The sequence below is a fragment of the Stenotrophomonas sp. pho genome (assembly GCF_006228405.1).
GTDB lineage: Bacteria > Pseudomonadota > Gammaproteobacteria > Xanthomonadales > Xanthomonadaceae > Stenotrophomonas > Stenotrophomonas sepilia.
Genome location: NZ_CP029759.1, coordinates 2864498 through 2883774 on the forward strand (window position 1 = coordinate 2864498; position 19277 = coordinate 2883774).

At 65.7% G+C, this 19277-nt stretch carries 10 protein-coding genes and 1 pseudogene; 7 read left to right on the forward strand and 4 right to left on the reverse strand.

What is annotated here, in order from left to right; translation table 11 throughout:
- Window positions 1-32: 32 nt before the first annotated feature.
- Complete coding sequence (locus tag DL544_RS13525; protein WP_065186195.1) at window positions 33-5009, reverse strand: NAD-glutamate dehydrogenase; 4977 nt, start codon at window positions 5007-5009, stop codon at window positions 33-35.
- A 250-nt stretch (window positions 5010-5259) separates the two neighbouring features.
- Between DL544_RS13525 and DL544_RS13530 the strand changes: the two genes are divergently transcribed.
- The 3 genes from DL544_RS13530 to DL544_RS13540 are packed head-to-tail and all read left to right on the forward strand — an operon-like array spanning window position 5260 to window position 10373.
- Window positions 5260-5916, forward strand: a complete 657-nt coding sequence (locus DL544_RS13530; protein WP_005417420.1) for a TetR/AcrR family transcriptional regulator — start codon at window positions 5260-5262, stop codon at window positions 5914-5916.
- Complete coding sequence (locus DL544_RS13535; RefSeq protein ID WP_069139730.1) at window positions 5916-7184, forward strand: efflux RND transporter periplasmic adaptor subunit; 1269 nt, start codon at window positions 5916-5918, stop codon at window positions 7182-7184. Before DL544_RS13530 ends, DL544_RS13535 begins: the two co-directional genes overlap by 1 nt.
- A gap of 15 nt (window positions 7185-7199) precedes the next feature.
- Entirely contained in the window at window positions 7200-10373 is a 3174-nt protein-coding gene (locus DL544_RS13540; protein WP_053499470.1) for a multidrug efflux RND transporter permease subunit, read from the forward strand.
- Window positions 10374-10525: 152 nt separating this feature from the next.
- On the opposite strand, the gene DL544_RS13545 is transcribed toward DL544_RS13540, so the two are convergent.
- Window positions 10526-10900: a hypothetical protein gene (locus tag DL544_RS13545; protein WP_255312973.1), complete on the reverse strand. Its 375-nt coding sequence runs from the start codon at window positions 10898-10900 to the stop codon at window positions 10526-10528.
- 57 nt (window positions 10901-10957) lie between these two features.
- On the reverse strand, window positions 10958-12106 hold the full coding sequence (locus DL544_RS13550) for an acyl-CoA dehydrogenase family protein (protein ID WP_005417433.1): 1149 nt from the start codon (window positions 12104-12106) through the stop codon (window positions 10958-10960).
- A gap of 152 nt (window positions 12107-12258) precedes the next feature.
- Here DL544_RS13550 and DL544_RS13555 point away from each other — a divergent pair, with 152 nt between their 5' ends.
- The 4 genes and pseudogenes from DL544_RS13555 (at window position 12259) to DL544_RS13570 (ending at window position 18307) form a co-directional block, all read left to right on the forward strand.
- On the forward strand, window positions 12259-13188 hold the full coding sequence (locus DL544_RS13555; protein WP_049465810.1) for an ArsR/SmtB family transcription factor: 930 nt from the start codon (window positions 12259-12261) through the stop codon (window positions 13186-13188).
- Between the two features lie 13 nt (window positions 13189-13201).
- Window positions 13202-14291 (forward strand): annotated as a pseudogene (locus tag DL544_RS13560) (homocysteine S-methyltransferase family protein).
- Window positions 14292-14348: 57 nt separating this feature from the next.
- Window positions 14349-17033, forward strand: coding sequence for a methionine synthase (gene metH, locus DL544_RS13565; protein WP_139727348.1), 2685 nt, complete (start codon window positions 14349-14351; stop codon window positions 17031-17033).
- Window positions 17034-17119: 86 nt separating this feature from the next.
- Window positions 17120-18307, forward strand: coding sequence for an MFS transporter (locus DL544_RS13570; protein ID WP_139727351.1), 1188 nt, complete (start codon window positions 17120-17122; stop codon window positions 18305-18307).
- A 14-nt stretch (window positions 18308-18321) separates the two neighbouring features.
- Here the strand turns inward: DL544_RS13570 and DL544_RS22025 are convergent, their stop codons facing one another.
- The gene (locus tag DL544_RS22025) at window positions 18322-19266 is read right to left on the reverse strand and encodes an SGNH hydrolase domain-containing protein (RefSeq protein ID WP_255312974.1); all 945 of its coding nucleotides are present in this window, start codon (window positions 19264-19266) and stop codon (window positions 18322-18324) included.
- Window positions 19267-19277 lie beyond the last annotated feature (11 nt).

Consider the following 19277-nt stretch of genomic DNA (forward strand, 5'->3'; position numbering starts at 1 on the left):
CGCACGCCGGGCACGGCCCGGCACTACGTCACTTATGCACCATGCGCGGCCAGCTGGCCCAGGCGCTGCACCGCGACCGAGACGGTCGGGTAGTCCAGGGTCTTCTGCTCGGCCAGTTCGGCCAGCATCGCCAGGGTGAAGCGCAGGCTGTTGTCGTCGCGGCCCATCCAGGCAGCGACCTTGGCCTCGGCACTGTTGCCCTTGGTGCCCAGCACCTGCCCGGCCAGGTTGCGGTGGTTGGCTGCCAGCTCGTCACGCAGCACGCCACGCGCCACCGCGTGCCAACGACCGTTGACCTCCAACGCGTCGACCTGCTCGAACAACCACGGCAGCTGCAGGGCATCGCCCAGGCGGAAGTGGACCTTGGACACGTCCACCGGCTTCAGCTTGCGGGTGCGGGCCAGTTCGATGATGTCGAACGCCGGCTCCAGGAAGTGCAGTTCGGCCAGCTGCTGTGCCAGCGCGGACGGCAGGCCCTTTTCCTTCCACTCGGCCACCAGGGCTTCGTAGGTCGGACGCTGCGAATCCGGCAGCACGCCCGAAGCAACGCGAATGTCGTTGAACGGGCCCTGGTAGCGGTTGACCGCCTCGGTGATGCCCGGCATCGCGCCCGGGCGCGACAGCAGCCAGCGCACGAACGAACGCTGCAGCTTCCAGATCACTTCCAGTGCGTCGATCTGCACCGACTCCGGCACCTTGCCGTCGAGCGCGTCGATCTGCGCCCACAGTGCGCGTGCATCCAGCGTTTCACGGCTGATGGTGTAGGCCTTGGCGACCTCGGCGATGGAACGACCGGTGTCTTCCTGCATGCGCATCAGGAAGGTGGCGCCCATGCGGTTGATGGTCTGGTTGGTCACGGCCGTGGCGATGATTTCGCGCTTCAGGCGGTGACGCTCCATCGCGTCGGCGTACTTCTTCTGCAGCGGGGTCGGGAAGTAGCGCTGCAGTTCCTTGGACAGGTACGGGTCTTCCGGGATGTCCGAATCCAGCAGCTGGTTGAACGCCACCAGCTTGGAGTAGGACAGCAGCACCGACAGTTCCGGACGGGTCAGGCCCTGGCCGCGTGCCTTGCGCTGCGACAGCTCGGCGTCGGACGGCAGGAACTCGATCTGGCGATCGAGCAGGCCCTGCTGTTCCAGGGTGCGGATGAAGTGCTGCTTGGACCCCAGGCGCTTGACTGCCATCCTCTCCATCAGGCTCAGCGCCTGGTTCTGGCGGTAGTTGTCGTTGAGCACCAGCTCGGCGACCTCATCGGTCATCGACGCAAGCAGCTTGTTGCGCTGCTCGACGGTCAGCTTCTTGGCCCGCACCACATCGTTGAGCAGGATCTTGATGTTGACTTCGTGGTCGGAGGTATCGACGCCGGCCGAGTTGTCGATGAAGTCGGTGTTGAGCAGCACGCCGGCCTGGGCAGCCTCGATGCGGCCCAGCTGGGTCATGCCCAGGTTGCCGCCCTCGCCCACCACCTTGCAGCGCAGCTCGCCACCGTTCACGCGCAGCGCGTTGTTGGCGCGATCACCGACATCGCTGTGCTGCTCGCTGGCGGCCTTGACGTAGGTACCGATGCCGCCATTCCACAGCAGGTCGACCGGTGCCTTCAGGATCGCGCTCATCAGATCGTTCGGCGACAGCGCCTTGACGTTCTCGTCCAGGCCCAGCGCTTCGCGCACCTGCGGGGTGATCTCGATCGACTTCAGGCTGCGCGGGTACACGCCGCCACCCTTGCTGATCAGCTTGGTGTCGTAGTCCGCCCAGCTCGAACGCGGCAGGGTGAACAGGCGCTCACGCTCGATGAACGACGTGGCCGCATCCGGATTCGGGTCCAGGAAGATGTGGCGGTGGTCGAACGCAGCGACCAGGCGGATGTGGCGCGACAGCAGCATGCCGTTGCCGAACACGTCGCCGGACATGTCGCCGACGCCAACCGCAGTGAAGTCCTGGCTCTGGCTGTCGCGGCCCAGCGCACGGAAGTGGCGCTTGACCGATTCCCACGCGCCGCGCGCGGTGATGCCCATGCCCTTGTGGTCGTAGCCGACCGAACCACCGGAGGCGAATGCATCGCCCATCCAGAAGCCGTGCGCGATGGCCAGGCCGTTGGCGATGTCGGAGAAGGTCGCCGTGCCCTTGTCGGCGGCCACCACCAGGTACGGATCGTCCATGTCGTGGCGCACGACATCCACCGGCGGCACGATCTTGTTGTTGACGATGTTGTCGGTGATGTCCAGCAGGCCCTGGATGAACAGCTTGTAGCAGGCCACGCCGTTGGCGAAGATCGCGTCGCGATCGCCGTTCACCGGCGGGGTCTTGGCGAAGAAGCCGCCCTTCGCGCCGACCGGCACGATGACAGTGTTCTTGACCATCTGCGCCTTGACCAGGCCCAGCACTTCGGTGCGGAAATCTTCGCGGCGATCCGACCAGCGCAGGCCGCCACGCGCAACCGCGCCGAAGCGCAGGTGGGTACCTTCCACGCGCGGGCCGTACACGAAGATCTCGCGGTACGGGCGCGGCTTCGGCAGGTCCGGCACCAGCGCCGAATCGAACTTGAAGCTGATGACATGGCCGTGCTGGCCGTTGGCATCGGTCTGGTAGTAGCTGGTACGCAGGGTCGCGTCGATCACGCCCATGAACGAGCGCAGGATGCGGTCCTCGTCCAGGCTGGACACGCGATCCATCAGCTTCAGCAGTGCATCGCGCGTGGCCTGCATCTGCGCGTCGCGGTCCCCCTTGCGGGCATCGACCACGCTCTTGAGCACCTTCAGGGTGGCATCGTCGCCAGCGGCCAGCACATCGAAGTGGGCCTTCAGCTGGGCCTGACCGGCCGCGATGTCGTCCTTGCTCTCATGGCCGGTGGCCGGATCGAAGCGGGCCTCGAACAGTTCGACCAGCAGGCGGGCCAGCAGCGGGTAACGCGCGAAGGTGCCTTCCACGTAGGCCTGCGAGAACGGCACGCCGGTCTGCAGCAGGTACTTGCAGTAGCCACGCAGCATGGCGACCTGGCGCCAGTGCAGGCCAGCAGCCAGCACCAGGCGGTTGAAGCCGTCGTTCTCGGCGTCGCCGTGCCAGACGCGGGCGAAGGTCTCGCCGAAGGCTTCATCGACACTGGCGGCATCGATCGCGCCAGCGGTCGACTCGACCTCGAAGTCCTGCACGTACACCGGCGCGTTGTCGACCGACAGGCGGTACGGACGCTCGGCGATCACGCGCAGGCCCATGTTTTCCATCATCGGCAGCGCGTCCGACAGCGGGATGTCATCCAGCTGGCGATACAGCTTCAGGCGCAGGCCATCGCCGCTTTCGCGCGGCACGGCCTGCAGGCTCAGGCGCAGGTCGTCCGGGCCGGTCAGCGCGTCGAGCTGGCTGACATCGTTGGCGGCAACGGCGGTGCTGTTGTCTTCGATGTAGCCGGCCGGCAGCGCCTTGCCGATGCGGGCGGCGATGCGCAGGCCTTCGGTCTCGCCGTGGCGGCTCACCAGCGCTTCGCGCAGGTCGTCCTGCCAGTTGCGCAGCACCTGGGCCAGCTTCTGCTCCAGTTCGGCGGTATCGACGTCGAGCATTTCACCCGGCTTCGGGCGCACGATCAGGTGAACCTGCGCCAGCGGCGATTCGCCCAGCACCACCGAGCTGTCGACGAACTCGCCGTGCAGCGCGTCCTTGAGCATCGCTTCGATGCGCAGGCGCACGTCGGTGTTGAAGCGCTCGCGCGGCAGGTAGACCAGCGCGGAGATGAAACGGCTGTACTTGTCACGGCGCAGGAACAGGCGGCTGCGCACGCGTTCCTGCAGGCCCAGCACGCCCATCGCGGTGCGGAACAGTTCGTCCTCGCTGGACTGGAACAGTTCTTCGCGCGGCAGGGTTTCCAGGATATGGCGCAGGGCCTTGCCACTGTGGCTGGCCGGGGCCAGCCCGGACTGCTTCATCACATGCTCGTGGCGCTGGCGCACCAGCGGGATTTCCCACGGGCGACGGTTGTAGGCGCTGGAGGTGAACAGGCCGAGGAAACGCTGCTCGCCGATGATCTTGCCCTTGGCGTCGAACTCCAGCACGCCGATGTAGTCCATGTAGCCGGCGCGGTGCACGCGCGAACGGGCATTGGTCTTGGTCAGGATCAGCGCATCCTTCAAACCGGACGTGGTATTCAGGCCCTGCGCGGCCAGCGTCTTGACCGGACGGGCGGCGGACTTGTCCTTGCCGCGCATCAGGCCCAGGCCGGTGTCGTTCAGCGGCGCCAGCACCTCTTCCTTGCCCTGCTTCTCGACGCGGTACTCGCGGTAGCCGAAGAAGGTGAAGTGGTTGTCAGCGGCCCAGCGCAGGAACTCCTGTGCTTCCTTGCGCGACGCGTCGTCGACGGGCAGCTGGCGGCTGCCCAGGTCGTCGGCCAGTGCCAGCGCCTTGTCCTTCATCGGCTGCCAGTCGCGCACGATCGCACGCACTTCATCCAGCGCCTTGTTGATGGCCTGCTCGATGGCGGCCATCGCATCGGCCGGCTGGCGGTCGATTTCCAGCAGCATCACCGACTCGGCATCACCTTCGCCGACCTTGACCAGCTTGCCGGCCTTGTCGCGGGTGAAACGCAGTACCGGGTGGCCCAGCACGTGGACGCCCACGCCCTGCTCGGCCAGCGACATGGTGACGGTATCGACCAGGAACGGCATGTCGTCGTTGACGATCTGCAGCACGGTATGCGGCGATTCCCAACCGTTGGCCTTCGCGGTCGGATTGAACACGCGGACGTTGGCCTTGCCAGCCTTGCGGGCCCGGGCGAATTCCAGCGTCTCAGCCGCGAGAGCGGCCCACTCTTCAGCGCTGTGGTGCGGGAACTCGTCCGACTCCATGCGCTTGTAGAAGTCAGTGGCGAAGGCCACTGCTTCGGCCTGTGCGGCCGCGGGGTAGCGCTTGCGCAAGGCCGTGTACACCGGCTCCAGGGAGAAACCAGCGGTCACTGCGACCTCCGACTCTGCTGGTTTCGTCTTGTTTTTCACGGTCTTGGCTGCGGTTTTTTGCGGTTTCATGGCAGAGCGATGCGCTTGCTCAGTTGGGAAAATGAAATTGTAGCCCTACCGCACGAAAAGGCCTTGCTGCAGGACGGAATAAGCAGATTCGGGTTTGCTGCGGTTTAGACGCCTATTCAGTTCGCTCCGGTATGGAGCTGGCGCCCGCTTCAGCACTGCCGACAGGATCGGCAAAGCGTGTTACCGGAAGACACACGCGGCGACGCCGATTCGATTCCACAATCCTGAACTGGACGGTATAGTCCACCGCGTGAACCCGGCCTACCTCCCCGTTGCCCTCGACGCACGCGATGAGCGCGTGTTCGATGCCGTGCGCGAACTGCTGGCCCAGCAGGGCATCCAGATGAGCATGGACGCGGTGGCCCAGCATGCCGGCTGTTCCAAGCAGACCCTCTACTCGCGCTATGGCAGCAAGCAGCAACTGCTGCGCCGGGTAATGCAGCGCCACGTCGGCCACGCCACCGGGGCCATGGTTCGTGCACTCCGCAGTGACGACCTGCGTGCCAGCCTGCTCCAGTTCGCCACCGACTTCCTGGAGCATTTCAACCAACCGCACGTAGGGCAGGCCTGCCGGCTGATCGCGGCCGAGGCGGCCCAGTTTCCCGAAGAGGCGCGTACGCTGTACCGGCATGGTGCCGGCGCGTTGTCGCTTCATCTTGCTGAATGGATTGAAACCGTTTGCATGCAGGGCCAGCTCCGGCATGACGACCCGCACTTCATGGCCGAACTGCTGCTGAGCATGATCGCCGGTCAGGATTTCGACAAACAGCGCTTCCATACCCCCCACCGTGATGACGCGCTCTTGCGTCGGCGCTGGGCAGAGTTCTCCGTCGACAGCTTCCTGCGCGCCTTCGCGCCTCAGCCGTCGCCGGCCCCGTCTACAAACCAACCCCGGAGTTCCTCCTGATGACCGCCCCACTCCGCACCCTTGCCTTGACGTGCGCCGTTGCTGTCGCGCTGGCTGCCTGCAAGAAGCCGGAACAGCAGACGCCCCCGCCGCCGGAGGTGGGCGTGATCGACGCCAAGCCGCAGACCCTGCCGCTGCAGCGCGAACTGGTCGGCCGCCTGTCGCCGTTCCGCAGCGCCGACGTCCGCGCACGCGTGCCCGGCGTGCTGCTCAAGCGCGTCTACCAGGAAGGCTCGCAGGTCAAGCAGGGCCAGACCCTGTTCCTGATCGACCCGGCGCCGCTGCGTGCCTCGCTCAACGCCTCCGAGGCCCAGCTGGCCTCGGCCCGCGCGACCTACGCCAACGCCAAGGTCGCCGCCGACCGCGCACGCTCGCTGGCCCCGCAGCAGTTCGTCTCCAAGTCCGACCTGGACAACGCCGAATCGGCCGAGCGCACCGCGCTGGCCGCGGTCAAACAGGCCGAAGCGGCAGTGACCTCCTCGCGGATCAACCTGGGCTATGCCGAAGTGACCGCGCCGATCAGTGGCGTGGCCAACAAGCAGCAGGTCACCGAGGGCGCGCTGGTGGGCCAGGGCGATGTAACCCTGCTGACCACCGTCGACCAGCTCGACCCGCTGTACGTCAACTTCTCGTTGAGCGTGGACGAGCTGACCCAGCTGCGCGCGCAGCAGGCCAAGGGCGCGCTGGCGCTGTCCGGCGACGGCAAGGCCACGGTCAACGTCAAGCTCGCCGACGGCACCACTTATGGTGAGCCGGGCACGCTGGACTTCTCCTCGACCACGGTCGACCCGGCCACCGGCGCCGTGTCGTTGCGCGCGCTGCTGCCGAACCCGCAGCAGATCCTGCTGCCGGGCGCCTTCGTCAGCTTCCAGGCCAACCTGGGCGAGCGCAACAACGCCTTCCTGGTGCCGCAGCAGGCCCTGCTGCGCGATACCACCGGCGGCTACGTGATGGTGGTCGGCGCCGACGGCAAGGTCGTGCGCAAGAACGTGAAGACCGATGGCGCGCAGAACGGCAACTGGCTGGTCAGCGACGGCCTGGCCGCCGGTGACAAGGTGATCGTGGCCGGCGTGCAGAAGGTCAAGGAAGGTGCACCGGCGGTGGCCAAGCCGTGGACCCCTGGCCAGGACGCCAACGGCAAGCCGGCCGCAGGCGGCGCCGCCCCGGCGGGCGCTGCACCGGCTGCAGGCAAGGCACCGGCCGACGCGGCCAAGCCCGAGCAGGCCGATGCGGCCAAGCCGGCCGCCACCGATTCGAACAAGCAGTAACGGGAACCTTCCGTCATGCCTAAATTTTTCATCGAACATCCAGTCTTCGCCTGGGTGGTTGCGATCCTGATCTCGCTCAGCGGCGTGATCGCGATCCTCAACCTGGGCGTGGAGTCCTATCCCAACATCGCCCCGCCGCAGGTCACCGTCTCGGCGACCTATCCGGGCGCCAGCGCCGATACCACGGAAAAGTCGGTCACCCAGGTGATCGAGCAGCAGCTGACCGGCATCGATCACCTGCTGTACTTCAGCTCCTCGTCCGCCTCCAACGGCCGTGCACAGATCACCCTGACCTTCGAGACCGGTACCGATCCGGACATCGCCCAGGTGCAGGTGCAGAACAAGGTCTCGCTGGCCACGCCACGCCTGCCTTCGGAAGTCACCCAGCAGGGCGTGGTGGTGGCCAAGGCCAACGCCGGCTTCCTGATGGTGGTGGCGCTGCAGTCCGATACCCCGACCATCAACCGTGACGCGCTGAACGACATCGTGGGCTCGCGCGTGCTCGACCAGGTCTCGCGCATCCCCGGCGTCGGCAGCACCCAGCAGTTCGGTTCCGAGTACGCCATGAACATCTGGCTGAACCCGGAAAAGATGCAGGGCTACGGCCTGTCGGCCAGCCAGGTACTGGCCGCGGTGCGTGCGCAGAACGTGCAGTTCGCCGCCGGCGCGCTGGGTTCGGATCCGTCGCCGGAAGGCCAGCACTTCACCGCCACGGTCTCGGCCGAAGGCCGCTTCAGCTCGCCGCAGGAATTCGAGAACATCATCCTGCGTGCCAACGCTGATGGCTCGCGCGTGCTGCTGAAGGACATCGCCCGCGTCGCCTTCGGTGCCAACAACTACGGCTTCGACACCCAGTACAACGGCAAGCCGACCGGCGCCTTCGCCATCCAGCTGCTGCCGGGCGCCAACGCCCTGAACGTGGCCGAAGCGGTGCGCGCCAAGATGGACGAGCTGCAGCCCAGCTTCCCGGCCGGCGTCACCTGGTTCTCGCCGTACGACAGCACCACCTTCGTCAAGATCTCGATCCAGGAAGTGGTCAAGACACTGTTTGAAGCAGTGTTCCTGGTGTTCCTGGTGATGCTGATCTTCCTGCAGAACTTCCGCGCCACGCTGATCCCGACCCTGGTCATCCCGGTGGCGCTGCTCGGTACCTTCCTGGGCATGTGGATGATCGGCTTCACGATCAACCAGCTGACGCTGTTCGCGATGGTGCTGGCGATCGGCATCGTGGTCGACGACGCGATCGTGGTGATCGAGAACGTCGAACGCATCATGACCGAGGAGGGCCTGGCGCCGAAGCCGGCCACGCAGAAGGCGATGACCCAGATCACCGGCGCGGTGGTGGCGATCACCGTCGTGCTGGCCGCGGTGTTCATCCCCTCCGCCCTGCAGGGCGGTGCCGCCGGCGAGATCTACAAGCAGTTCGCGCTGACCATCGCCATCTCGATGGCGTTCTCGGCGTTCCTGGCGCTGGGCTTCACCCCGGCGCTGTGCGCGACCTTCCTCAAGCCGACGCACAACGACAACCCGAACATCGTCTACCGCACCTTCAACAAGTACTACGACAAGATCAGCCACACCTATGTGGGCCACATCACCTCTGCGGTGCGCCATGCGCCGCGCTGGATGATCCTGTTCGTGGTGCTGACCGCGCTGTGCGGCTTCCTGTTCACCCGCATGCCGGGCAGCTTCCTGCCGGAAGAAGACCAGGGCTATGCGCTGGCGATCGTGCAGCTGCCGCCGGGCTCGACCAAGGGCCAGACCAACGAAGTGTTCGCGCAGATGCGTGGCATCCTGGAAAAGCAGGATGGCTATGAAGGCATGCTGCAGGTGGCCGGCTTCAGCTTCGTCGGTTCCGGCGAGAACGTGGGCATGGGCTTCATCCGCCTGAAGCCGTGGGAGGAACGCAAGTTCACCGCGCCCGAGTTCATCCAGAACATGAACGGCGCGTTCTACGGCATCAAGGAAGCGCAGATCTTCGTGGTCAACCTGCCCACCGTGCAGGGCCTCGGCCAGTTCGGTGGCTTTGACATGTGGCTGCAGGACCGTAGCGGTGCCGGCTACGAACAGTTGACCCAGGCCCGCAACATCCTGCTCGGCCAGGCCGCGCAGAAGCCGGACCACCTGGTTGGCGTGCGCCCCAACGGCCTGGAAAACGCGCCGCAGCTGCAGCTGCACGTGGACCGCGTGCAGGCGCAGTCGATGGGCATGTCGGTGTCGGACGTGTACAGCACCATCCAGCTGATGCTGGCCCCGGTGTACGTCAACGACTTCTTCTACGAAGGCCGCATCAAGCGCGTGACCATGCAGGCCGATGGCCCGTACCGCACTGGCCAGGAATCGCTGAAGAGCTTCTACAGCCCGTCCAGCCTGACCCAGAACGCCGATGGCACCAACGCGATGATCCCGTTGAACACGGTGGTCAAGTCCGAATGGGTGTCGGCGCCGCCGTCGCTGAGCCGCTACAACGGCTACTCGGCGATCAACATCGTCGGTTCGCAGGCACCGGGCACCAGCTCGGGTGAGGCGATGCAGACCATGGAAGGCATCGTCAACGACGACCTGCCGGCCGGCTTCGGCTACGACTGGTCGGGCATGTCCTACCAGGAAATCCTGGCCGGAAACGCTGCGACCCTGCTGCTGGTGCTGTCCATCGTGGTGGTGTTCCTGTGCCTGGCCGCCCTGTATGAAAGCTGGTCGATCCCGGTGGCGGTGCTGCTGGTGGTGCCGCTGGGCGTGCTGGGTGCCCTCGGCCTGTCGATGCTGCGCGGCCTGCCCAACGATCTGTTCTTCAAGATCGGCCTGATCACCGTGATCGGCCTGGCGGCGAAGAACGCGATCCTGATCGTGGAGTTCGCGGTGGAGCAGCGCGCAGCGGGCAAGAACCTGCGTGATGCCACCATCGAAGCGGCGCGCCTGCGTTTCCGCCCGATCCTGATGACCTCGTTCGCGTTCATCATGGGCGTGATCCCGATGGCGATCTCCACCGGTGCCGGCGCCAACTCCCGCCACGCCATCGGTACCGGCGTGATCGGCGGCATGCTGTTCGCCACCCTGCTCGGCCTGCTGATGATCCCGGTGTTCTTCGTGGTCGTGCGCCGCATGCTGGGCGACAAGCTAGACGAACCGTCCAAGGAGTTCATGGAACGCCAGCGCGATGCGGATGCCGCACATCGTCCGGATCGTTGATCCGGTGCTGCGCTGAGAACGAGAAGGCCCCGGAGCGATCCGGGGCCTTTTTATTGCCACAGTTGAATTCATGCCAACCCAGGTTGGCATCTACCGGAACAACGGCATTGCCGGTAGCCGCCAACCTTGGTTGGCGCTGTTCGGGCAACGCCTCAGCGCATCACCGCGACCACGGCGCACCCCGCCACCAGAATCAGCGAGGCCCACTGCATGGGTACGAAGAAGAAATGGTGGGGCGCGGCCTCCCCCTTCCGCCGCGGCGCACGGTTGAGCCACAGGCCCAGCACCACGTTCACCGCTGCGCCGAGGCCTGCGCCCAACAGAACCTGTGACAGCGGAGTATTGCCCCTGGGGCCGTCATGCGGAAAGAAGTACGCCAGCAGCAGGATCGCTGCAATCGGCGTCACCAGCGTCATGATTCCCCAACCGCGATAGATCACGTCGTCATCCTCGAAGAAACGGACTGCATTAGAGCAGCATGCGTCTCTGCAGGCCAACGGCAATGACGTCATCTGGATGACCATCATCCACGCGTGGCGTGGACCTACCGCCGCGCCGCCATTGCGGCGGCGCGGCCCTGCGACTCAGCGCAGCCCGGTTTCGTTGCGGGCGATCACCAGGCGCTGGATCTCCGAAGTACCTTCGTAGATCTCGGTGATCTTGGCATCACGGAAGTAGCGCTCCAGCGGCATTTCCTTGGAATACCCCATGCCGCCGTGGATCTGCACCGCCTGGTGGGTAATCCACATCGCCGCCTCAGAGGCGGTCAGCTTGGCAATGGCAGCCTCATTGCTGAAGCGCTTGCCCTGGCCCTTCACCCACGCCGCGCGCAGGGTCAGCAGCAGCGCTGCGTCCAGCTTGCACTTCATGTCGGCAATCTTGGCCTGGGTCATCTGGAAGGTACCGATGGCCGCGCCGAATGCCTTGCGCTCCTTGACGTATTCAATCGTCGCTTCATAGGCGGCACGGGCGATGCCGATGGCCTGCGAAGCGATGCCGATGCGACCGGCATCGAGCACGCTCATGGCGATCTTGAATCCCTCGCCTTCCTGGCCCAGCACGTCTTCGGCCTGCGCCACGTAGTCGTTGAACTCGATCTCGCAGGTGGCCGAGGCGCGGATGCCCAGCTTGGGCTCGGTCTTGCCACGACCGAAACCGGCCTTGTCGGTATCGATGATGAAGGCGGTGATGCCGCGCGCGGCCTTGTCCGGCTCGCTCATCGCGAACAGCACGATGTACTTGGCCACCGGACCGGAGGTGATCCAGCTCTTCTTGCCATTGATGACGAAGGTGCCGTCGGCCTGCTTCACCGCGCGGCAGCGCATGGCGGTGGCATCGGAACCGGACTGCGGCTCGGTCAGCGCGAACGCGCCGATGGCCGTGCCTTCGGCGATGGCACGTACGTAGGTCTGCTTCTGCTGCTCGGTACCGTGGGTCAGGATGCCGTTGCAGAACAGCGAATTGTTGACCGACATGATGGTCGAATGGGCTGCGTCGGCGGCGGCGACCTCCACCATCGCCAGCACGTACGCAACCGGGTCCATGCCCGCACCGCCGTATTCGGTCGGCACTTCAATGCCCATCAGGCCGTTCTCGCCCAGCAGGCGGATGTTGTCCAGCGGGAACTCGCCGGTGCGGTCATGATGCTCCGCACTGGGGGCGATCTTTTCCTGCGCGATGCGCCGCGCAACGTCCTGCAGCATCAACTGCTCTTCGGTAAAGCTGAAATCCACAACACCCTCCCGGGTACATGAAGTTATGGGCCGCATACGGCGCGCCCAGGTGCTCCGATTGTACCGGGGCCCGGCAGTTTCCGTACGCTGGCGACTTGACCGCGACAGCCCCTTCAGCGAATATATCTCTATATCGCGATAGGTAGATGTTTATGGATCTGGAAGACTGGTCGACCCGCCTGAAGGTGTTCGCCGATGCCACTCGCGTGCGCCTGCTGGCGCTGCTGGAGCAGGAGGAACTGACCGTGGCCGAACTGTCGGCGATCACCCGGCTGGCGCAGCCGCGCGTGTCCACCCACCTGGCACGCCTGAAGGAAGCCGGCCTGGTCCGCGACCGCCGTGCCGGCGTGTCGGCCTACTACCGCTTCGACGAGGCCCAGCTGGACCCCGCGCAGCGTGCATTGTGGCATGCCTTGAGCAACGGAAGCGATGACCCGCTGCTGCGCCAGGACGCTGAACGCGTGGCCGCCGTGCTGGCCCACCGCGCCTCCGACCAGAACTGGGCCGACAGCGTGGCCGGCGACATGGAACGCCACTACTCGCCGGGGCGCACCTGGGAGGCGCTGGCCCGCACCGCGCTGCCGCTGCTTGAGACCGGCGACGTGCTGGATATCGCCTCTGGTGATGGCGTGCTGGCCGAACTGGTTGCCCCGCATGCCAAGCGCTACATCTGCATCGACACCAGCGCGCGCGTGGTTGCCGCCGCCAGTGAACGCCTGCGCCGCCTGCCCAACGTGGAAGTGCGCGAGGGCGACATGCATGCCCTGCCGTTCAAGGACAGCAGCTTCGATCTGGTCGTGCTGATGCACGCGTTGACCTACGCCAGCAAACCGGCGCAGGCAGTGACCGAAGCCGCGCGCGTACTGCGACCGGGTGGCCGCCTGCTGCTGTGCAGCCTGGCCCGGCACGAGCACAAGGCGGCCGTGGAGGCCTATGGCCACGTCAACCTCGGCTTCAGCGACAAGGAACTGCGCAGGTTCGTCGACAAGGCCGGCCTGCAGGTGTCCAGCCTGGAGACGGTCACCCGCGAGAAGCGTCCGCCGCACTTCGAAGTGATTTCGCTGATCGCCAACAAGCCCTGAGCCCGAGACCGCCATGCCCGCCCTGCCCTGGTTGCATCCAGATCGTGCCAACGCCCTGCTCGACGCCCTGCGCGAGCGGATCCTGATCATCGATGGTGCGATGGGCACGATGATCCAGCGCCACGACCTGCAGGAAGACGATTACCGTGGCGAACGCTTCGCCGGTGGCTATGACCATCTGCATGGCTCCGGCTGCGATCACGCCACACCGGAAGGCCATGACCTGAAGGGCAACAACGATCTGCTGCTGTTGACCCGGCCGCAGATCGTCGCCGACATCCACACCGCCTACCTCGAGGCCGGTGCGGACCTGGTCGAAACCAACACCTTCAATGCAACCTCGGTCAGCCAGGCCGACTACCACCTCGAGCACCTGGTGTACGAGTTGAACAAGGCCGGCGCTGCGGTCGCGCGCACGTGCTGTGATGCAGTGGCCGCAACCACCCCGGGCAAGCCGCGCTTCGTGATCGGGTGATCGGCCCGACCAGCCGCACCGCTTCGATCAGCCCTGACGTCAACGATCCCGGCTTCCGCAACACCAGCTTCGACGAGCTGCGCGACACCTACCGCGAAGCCATCGAGGGCCTGATCGACGGCGGCGCCGACACCCTCATGGTCGAGACCATCTTCGACACGCTCAACGCCAAGGCCGCGCTGTATGCGCTGGAGGAAGCGTTCGATGCGCGCGGCGCGCGGCTGCCGGTGATGATCTCCGGCACCATCACCGACGCTTCCGGTCGCACCCTGTCCGGGCAGACCGCCGAGGCCTTCCACGCATCTCTCGCCCACGCCCGGCCGTTGTCGATCGGCTTGAACTGCGCGCTGGGTGCCGATGCGATGCGCCCGCATGTGGAAACCCTCTCGCAGGTCGCCGACTGTTACGTCAGCGCCCACCCCAATGCAGGCCTGCCCAACGCGTTCGGCGAGTACGACGAAACCCCTGAAGAGATGGCCACCACCCTGCGCGGCTTCGCCGAGGATGGCCTGTTGAACCTGGTCGGCGGCTGCTGTGGCTCCACCCCGAGCATATCCGTGCAATTGCCAATGCCGTGGCCGGACTACCGCCGCGCGCACTGCCCGGCACCCGGGAGCAGGCCGCATGAACGTTGCCGCCACTGTCCCGCACTTCCCGCCCTACTGCTGTTGAGCCGACGCCTGCCATGACGCCTGTCCGCCCTACCCGCCTGTCCGGCCTGGAACCTCTGGTCATCACACCGGACCTGCTGTTCATCAATGTCGGCGAACGCACCAACGTCACCGGCAGCGCGCAGTTCCGCAAGCTGATCAAGGAAGGCCGCTACGAGGAGGCGGTGGACGTGGCCCGCCAGCAGGTGGCCAGCGGCGCGCAGATCCTCGACGTCAACATGGACGAGGGCCTGATCGATTCGGAAGCGGCGATGACGCGCTACCTCAACCTGATCATGTCCGAGCCGGACATCGCGCGCATCCCGGTGATGGTCGACTCCTCCAAGTGGAGCGTGATCGAGGCCGGCCTGAAATGCCTGCAGGGCAAGAGCGTGGTCAACTCGATCTCGCTGAAGGAAGGCGAAGCGCTGTTCCGCGAGCACGCGCGCAAGGTGCTGCGCTATGGTGCCGCGGCAGTGGTGATGGCGTTTGACGAGGCCGGGCAGGCAGACACCTGTGCGCGCAAGGTCGAGATCTGCACACGCGCCTACCGCATCCTGGTCGACGAGATCGGCTTCCCGCCGCAGGACATCATCTTCGACCCGAACATCTTCGCCGTCGCCACCGGCATCGAAGAGCACGACAACTACGCGGTGGACTTCATCGAAGCCACCCGCATCATCAAGCAGACCCTTCCGCACTGCCATGTCTCCGGCGGCGTCTCCAACGTCTCGTTCTCGTTCCGAGGCAACGAAACCGTGCGCCAGGCCATCCATTCGGTGTTCCTGTACCACGCGATCGCCGCCGGCATGGACATGGGCATCGTCAACGCCGGCGCGATGCCGATCTACGACGAACTGGAGCCGGACCTGCGCGAGCGTGTCGAGGACGTGATCCTCAACCGCCGAAGCGATGCCACCGAGCGCCTGCTGGAGATCGCCGAGCGCTACAAGAGCAAGAAGGGCGCGGCGAAGACCGAAGATCTGGCCTGGCGCGACAAGCCGGTGGCACAGCGCTTGGCACATGCCCTGGTACACGGCCTGGATGCCTTCGTCGAGGAAGACACCGAACTGGCCCGGCAGGCCTCCAGCCGCCCGCTGGACGTGATCGAAGGACCGCTTATGGACGGCATGAACATCGTCGGCGACCTGTTCGGCGCCGGCAAGATGTTCCTGCCACAGGTGGTGAAATCCGCGCGCGTGATGAAGAAGGCCGTGGCCTACCTGCTGCCTTACATCGAAGCGGAAAAGGCGCGCAGCGGTGACACTGCCAAGAGCAACGGCAGGATCATCATGGCCACGGTGAAGGGCGATGTGCATGACATCGGCAAGAACATCGTCGGCGTCGTACTGGCCTGCAACAACTTCGACGTGGTCGACCTCGGCGTGATGGTGCCGGCGCAGAAGATCCTCGATGCTGCCCGCGAGCACAACGCAGACCTGATCGGCCTGTCCGGGCTGATCACCCCGTCCCTGGAGGAGATGAGCCACGTCGCCCGCGAGATGGAGCGCCAGGGCTTCGACCTGCCGCTGCTGATCGGGGGCGCGACCACTTCGCGTGCGCATACCGCGCTGAAGATCGACCCGCACTACAAGGCGCCGACGGTGTGGGTGAAGGATGCGTCGCGCGCGGTTGGCGTGGCGCAGTCGCTGATCTCGCGTGATCTGCGCGAGGCCTTCGTTGCCGCCAACGAAGCCGACTATGCCGAAATCCGCGCACGCCACCGCAACCGGGGCGACGCCAAGCGCCTGGTCACGCTGGAACATGCGCGCGCGCAGAAATTCCATGGCGGCTGGGACAACTACACTCCACCGACACCGAATCAGCCCGGCCTGCACGTGTTCGACGACTATTCCCTGGCCGAACTGGTCCACTACATCGACTGGACGCCGTTCTTCCAGGCTTGGGAGCTGGCCGGCAAGTTCCCGGCGATCCTCACCGACGGGATCGTCGGTACCCAGGCCAGCGAGCTGTACAAGGATGCCCGTGCGATGCTCGAGCGCATCGTCGGCGAGAAGTGGCTGACGGCCAAGGCCGTGTTCGGCCTGTGGCCGGCCAACAGCATCGGCGACGACGTCCGCGTGCAGCACGCACAGGGCGAAACCACCCTGCACTTCCTTCGCCAGCAGGTGGACAAGCCAGCCGAACGCCCGGATTTCTGCCTGGCCGATTTCATTGCGCCGGCCGACAGCGGAAAGCAGGACTGGATCGGCGCCTTCGCCGTCACTGCCGGCATCGGCATCGACGCCCACGTCGCGCGCTTCGAAGCCGAGCACGACGATTACAACGCGATCCTGCTGAAAGCACTGGCCGACCGCTTCGCCGAGGCGCTGGCCGAGCGCCTGCACCAGCGCGTGCGTACCGAATTCTGGGGCTACGACCGCGCCGAGACGCTGGACAACGAGGCCCTGATCGACGAGCAGTACCGCGGCATCCGTCCGGCACCGGGCTACCCGGCCTGCCCCGAGCACAGCGAGAAGCGCCGCCTGTTCGACCTGCTGCAGGCTGAGAAGAACGCGGGCATGGAATTGACCGAGAGCTTCGCGATGCTGCCCACGGCCGCTGTCTCGGGCTACTACTTCAGCCATCCGCAGAGCCAGTACTTCGTGGTCGGGCGGCTCAGCCGCGAACAGGTCACCGACTATGCCCGGCGCAAGGGCGTGGACCGCGCCCAAGCCGAACGCTGGCTGGCCTCCAACCTCGACTACGACCCCGAATGACACAAAAAGGGGACGGAGGGGATTAAGTCGTTTGTGCATTAGCGACTTAATCCCCTCCGTCCCCTTTTTTGCTTCATCATTCGGCGATGACCGTTCCCGTTGCCCGCCTCTCAAGTTTCTACCTGTTCTACTACGCGGCGCTCGGCGCGTTCACGCCGTACTGGAGCCTGTTCCTGACCGCGCGCGGCATGAGCGTGACCGCGATCAGCGTGATGATGGGCCTGTGGTACGCCACCCGCGTGATCGCACCCAGTACCTGGACCTCGCTGGCGGCCGCATCACCGCGGCCGATCCGCCTGCTGCGCGTCGGCTGCGTGCTGACCCTGCTCAGCTTCGCTGCCTTCCTGCTGCCACTGCCGCAGCCGTGGATGTACCCGGCGATGATCGTGTTCTGCTTCTTCTACAACGCGGTGATGCCGCAGTTCGAGTCGATCACCCTCACCCACCTGGGCAACGACAGCCACCGCTACGGGTTGATCCGGGTCTGGGGTTCGCTCGGCTTCATCGCCGTGGTCACCTTGTTCGGCTGGCTGATCGAAGGCGATGGCGCCGGCAACCACGCCGGATTGTTGCCGTGGATGATGCTGCCCCTGTTCGTGCTGCTGGTTGCCTCGGCCTTCAGCAACCACTACGCGCGCGGCATCGGCAAGACTGCGGGTGACACCAGCGGCTTCTGGCAGATCGTGCGCCGACCGCCGGTGCTGGCGTTCTTCCTGGCCGCCTTCATGGAACAGCTGTCGTTCGGCCCGTACTACACGTTCTTTTCGGTCTACATGGACCATCACGGCTACCGTACCTCCACCCTTGGCCTGCTGTGGACCATCGGCGTGGTCTTCGAAGTGGGCGTGTTCTTCACCATCGGCCGCTTCTTCCGCCGCTACGACGCCAGCTGGATGCTGCTGATCGCGCTGGTCAGTTCCTGCCTGCGCTGGGCCGTGACCGCACTGTTCCCGGAGAACCTGCCGGTGATGCTTCTGGCGCAGACCGCGCACGCGCTGGGCTTTGCCGCGTTCTTCGCTGCAGCGATGCAGATGCTGGCGACCTACTTCCCCGGTCGTCTCAACGGCCACGGCCAAGGACTGCTGTACGGCTTTTCGTCCGGTGTCGGCGGTGTGCTGGGCGCGCTCATTGCCGGCCAACTGTGGAAGATCGACGACGGCCGCACCGCGTTCCTGGCCGGCAGCGGCTTCGCCCTGATTGGCGCCCTGCTCTGCTTCTTCGCGCTGAGCCTGCCGTTGATCCGTGCGCGGCGCAGCGGCGCACGCACGGGTTGAGCGCTCTGCCCGCTTCAGTGCTGCCGCAGTACCTGCAGCAGCGACGGCAGCAGCACGCGGTTGCCATAGCCACTAAGGTGATCGCCATCGAAGTACAGCGGCCGGCCATCGCGCTGTGCCGGGCACAGGGTGGCATCGCACAACACCGGCAGCGGATCCCACATCACTGCGCCGGGCAGGCCATCAACCACCTGCTGCAGGCTGCCCAGCATCGGTGCACGCAGCGCATCCATGTCCGCGCGGGTGCTGTCGACACCATTGCGACAAATGGCGTTCCTGGCGTTGAAGGTGTCTGAACAGCGATACGGCGGTGCCGGCAATACCGGCTTGGGCGCTTCCAGCACGATACGCACGCCCTGTTCGGCCACAGGCTTCCACAGCGCGATCTCCTCGGGCACCTCGGCCGAGCGCAGTTCAGCCGCACGCGGCGATCGTTCATCCGCCAGCTTCTCGGCAGCATCGAAGAGGATGTACTGGTCGGACAGGCGCGGCATGCGCAGCGACACCAGCACTACCGCATCGCCTGCCCGTGCCTGGTGCTGGATGTCGGCGCGCACGGCAGCATCGTAGTCGCTGCAGCCACCACCAGCCCCCCGCCATCGCTGCAGGCTTACCTGCGGGCAACCACCGCGCCCGTACAGGATCACGGTAGCGCCCGTCTCAAGGGCTACGCGTCTCAACAGTTCGGTATATGCCATCGCATGCGAGTCACCGGCGACGAAGATCCGTTGCGGGAAACCCTCGACCCGCGCGTGGTCGCATGCGCGACGCGCGAATGAGCGGGCATTGCCGCCAGCGAACGGATGCTTGCCTGCCACCAGTTCGCAACCGGGATAGTCAGCCGCCGCACCGCGACCTTCCGGATACCAGTCGGCAGGATGTCGGGTGACCGTGCTCAACGAAATCCAGTGCGCCTCGCGATAGAGGCCGAACTGGATCCCGCCGGCACCTACCAACACTAGCGCCCCCA

Coding starts and splice junctions, on each gene's coding strand:
- DL544_RS13525 (WP_065186195.1), bottom strand. CDS start 5,009: ATGAAACCGCAAAAAACCGCAGCCAAGACCGTGAAAAACAAGACGAAA.
- DL544_RS13535 (WP_069139730.1), top strand. CDS start 5,916: ATGACCGCCCCACTCCGCACCCTTGCCTTGACGTGCGCCGTTGCTGTC.
- DL544_RS13540 (WP_053499470.1), top strand. CDS start 7,200: ATGCCTAAATTTTTCATCGAACATCCAGTCTTCGCCTGGGTGGTTGCG.
- DL544_RS13545 (WP_255312973.1), bottom strand. CDS start 10,900: ATGATGGTCATCCAGATGACGTCATTGCCGTTGGCCTGCAGAGACGCA.
- DL544_RS13555 (WP_049465810.1), top strand. CDS start 12,259: ATGGATCTGGAAGACTGGTCGACCCGCCTGAAGGTGTTCGCCGATGCC.
- metH (WP_139727348.1), top strand. CDS start 14,349: ATGACGCCTGTCCGCCCTACCCGCCTGTCCGGCCTGGAACCTCTGGTC.
- DL544_RS13570 (WP_139727351.1), top strand. CDS start 17,120: ATGACCGTTCCCGTTGCCCGCCTCTCAAGTTTCTACCTGTTCTACTAC.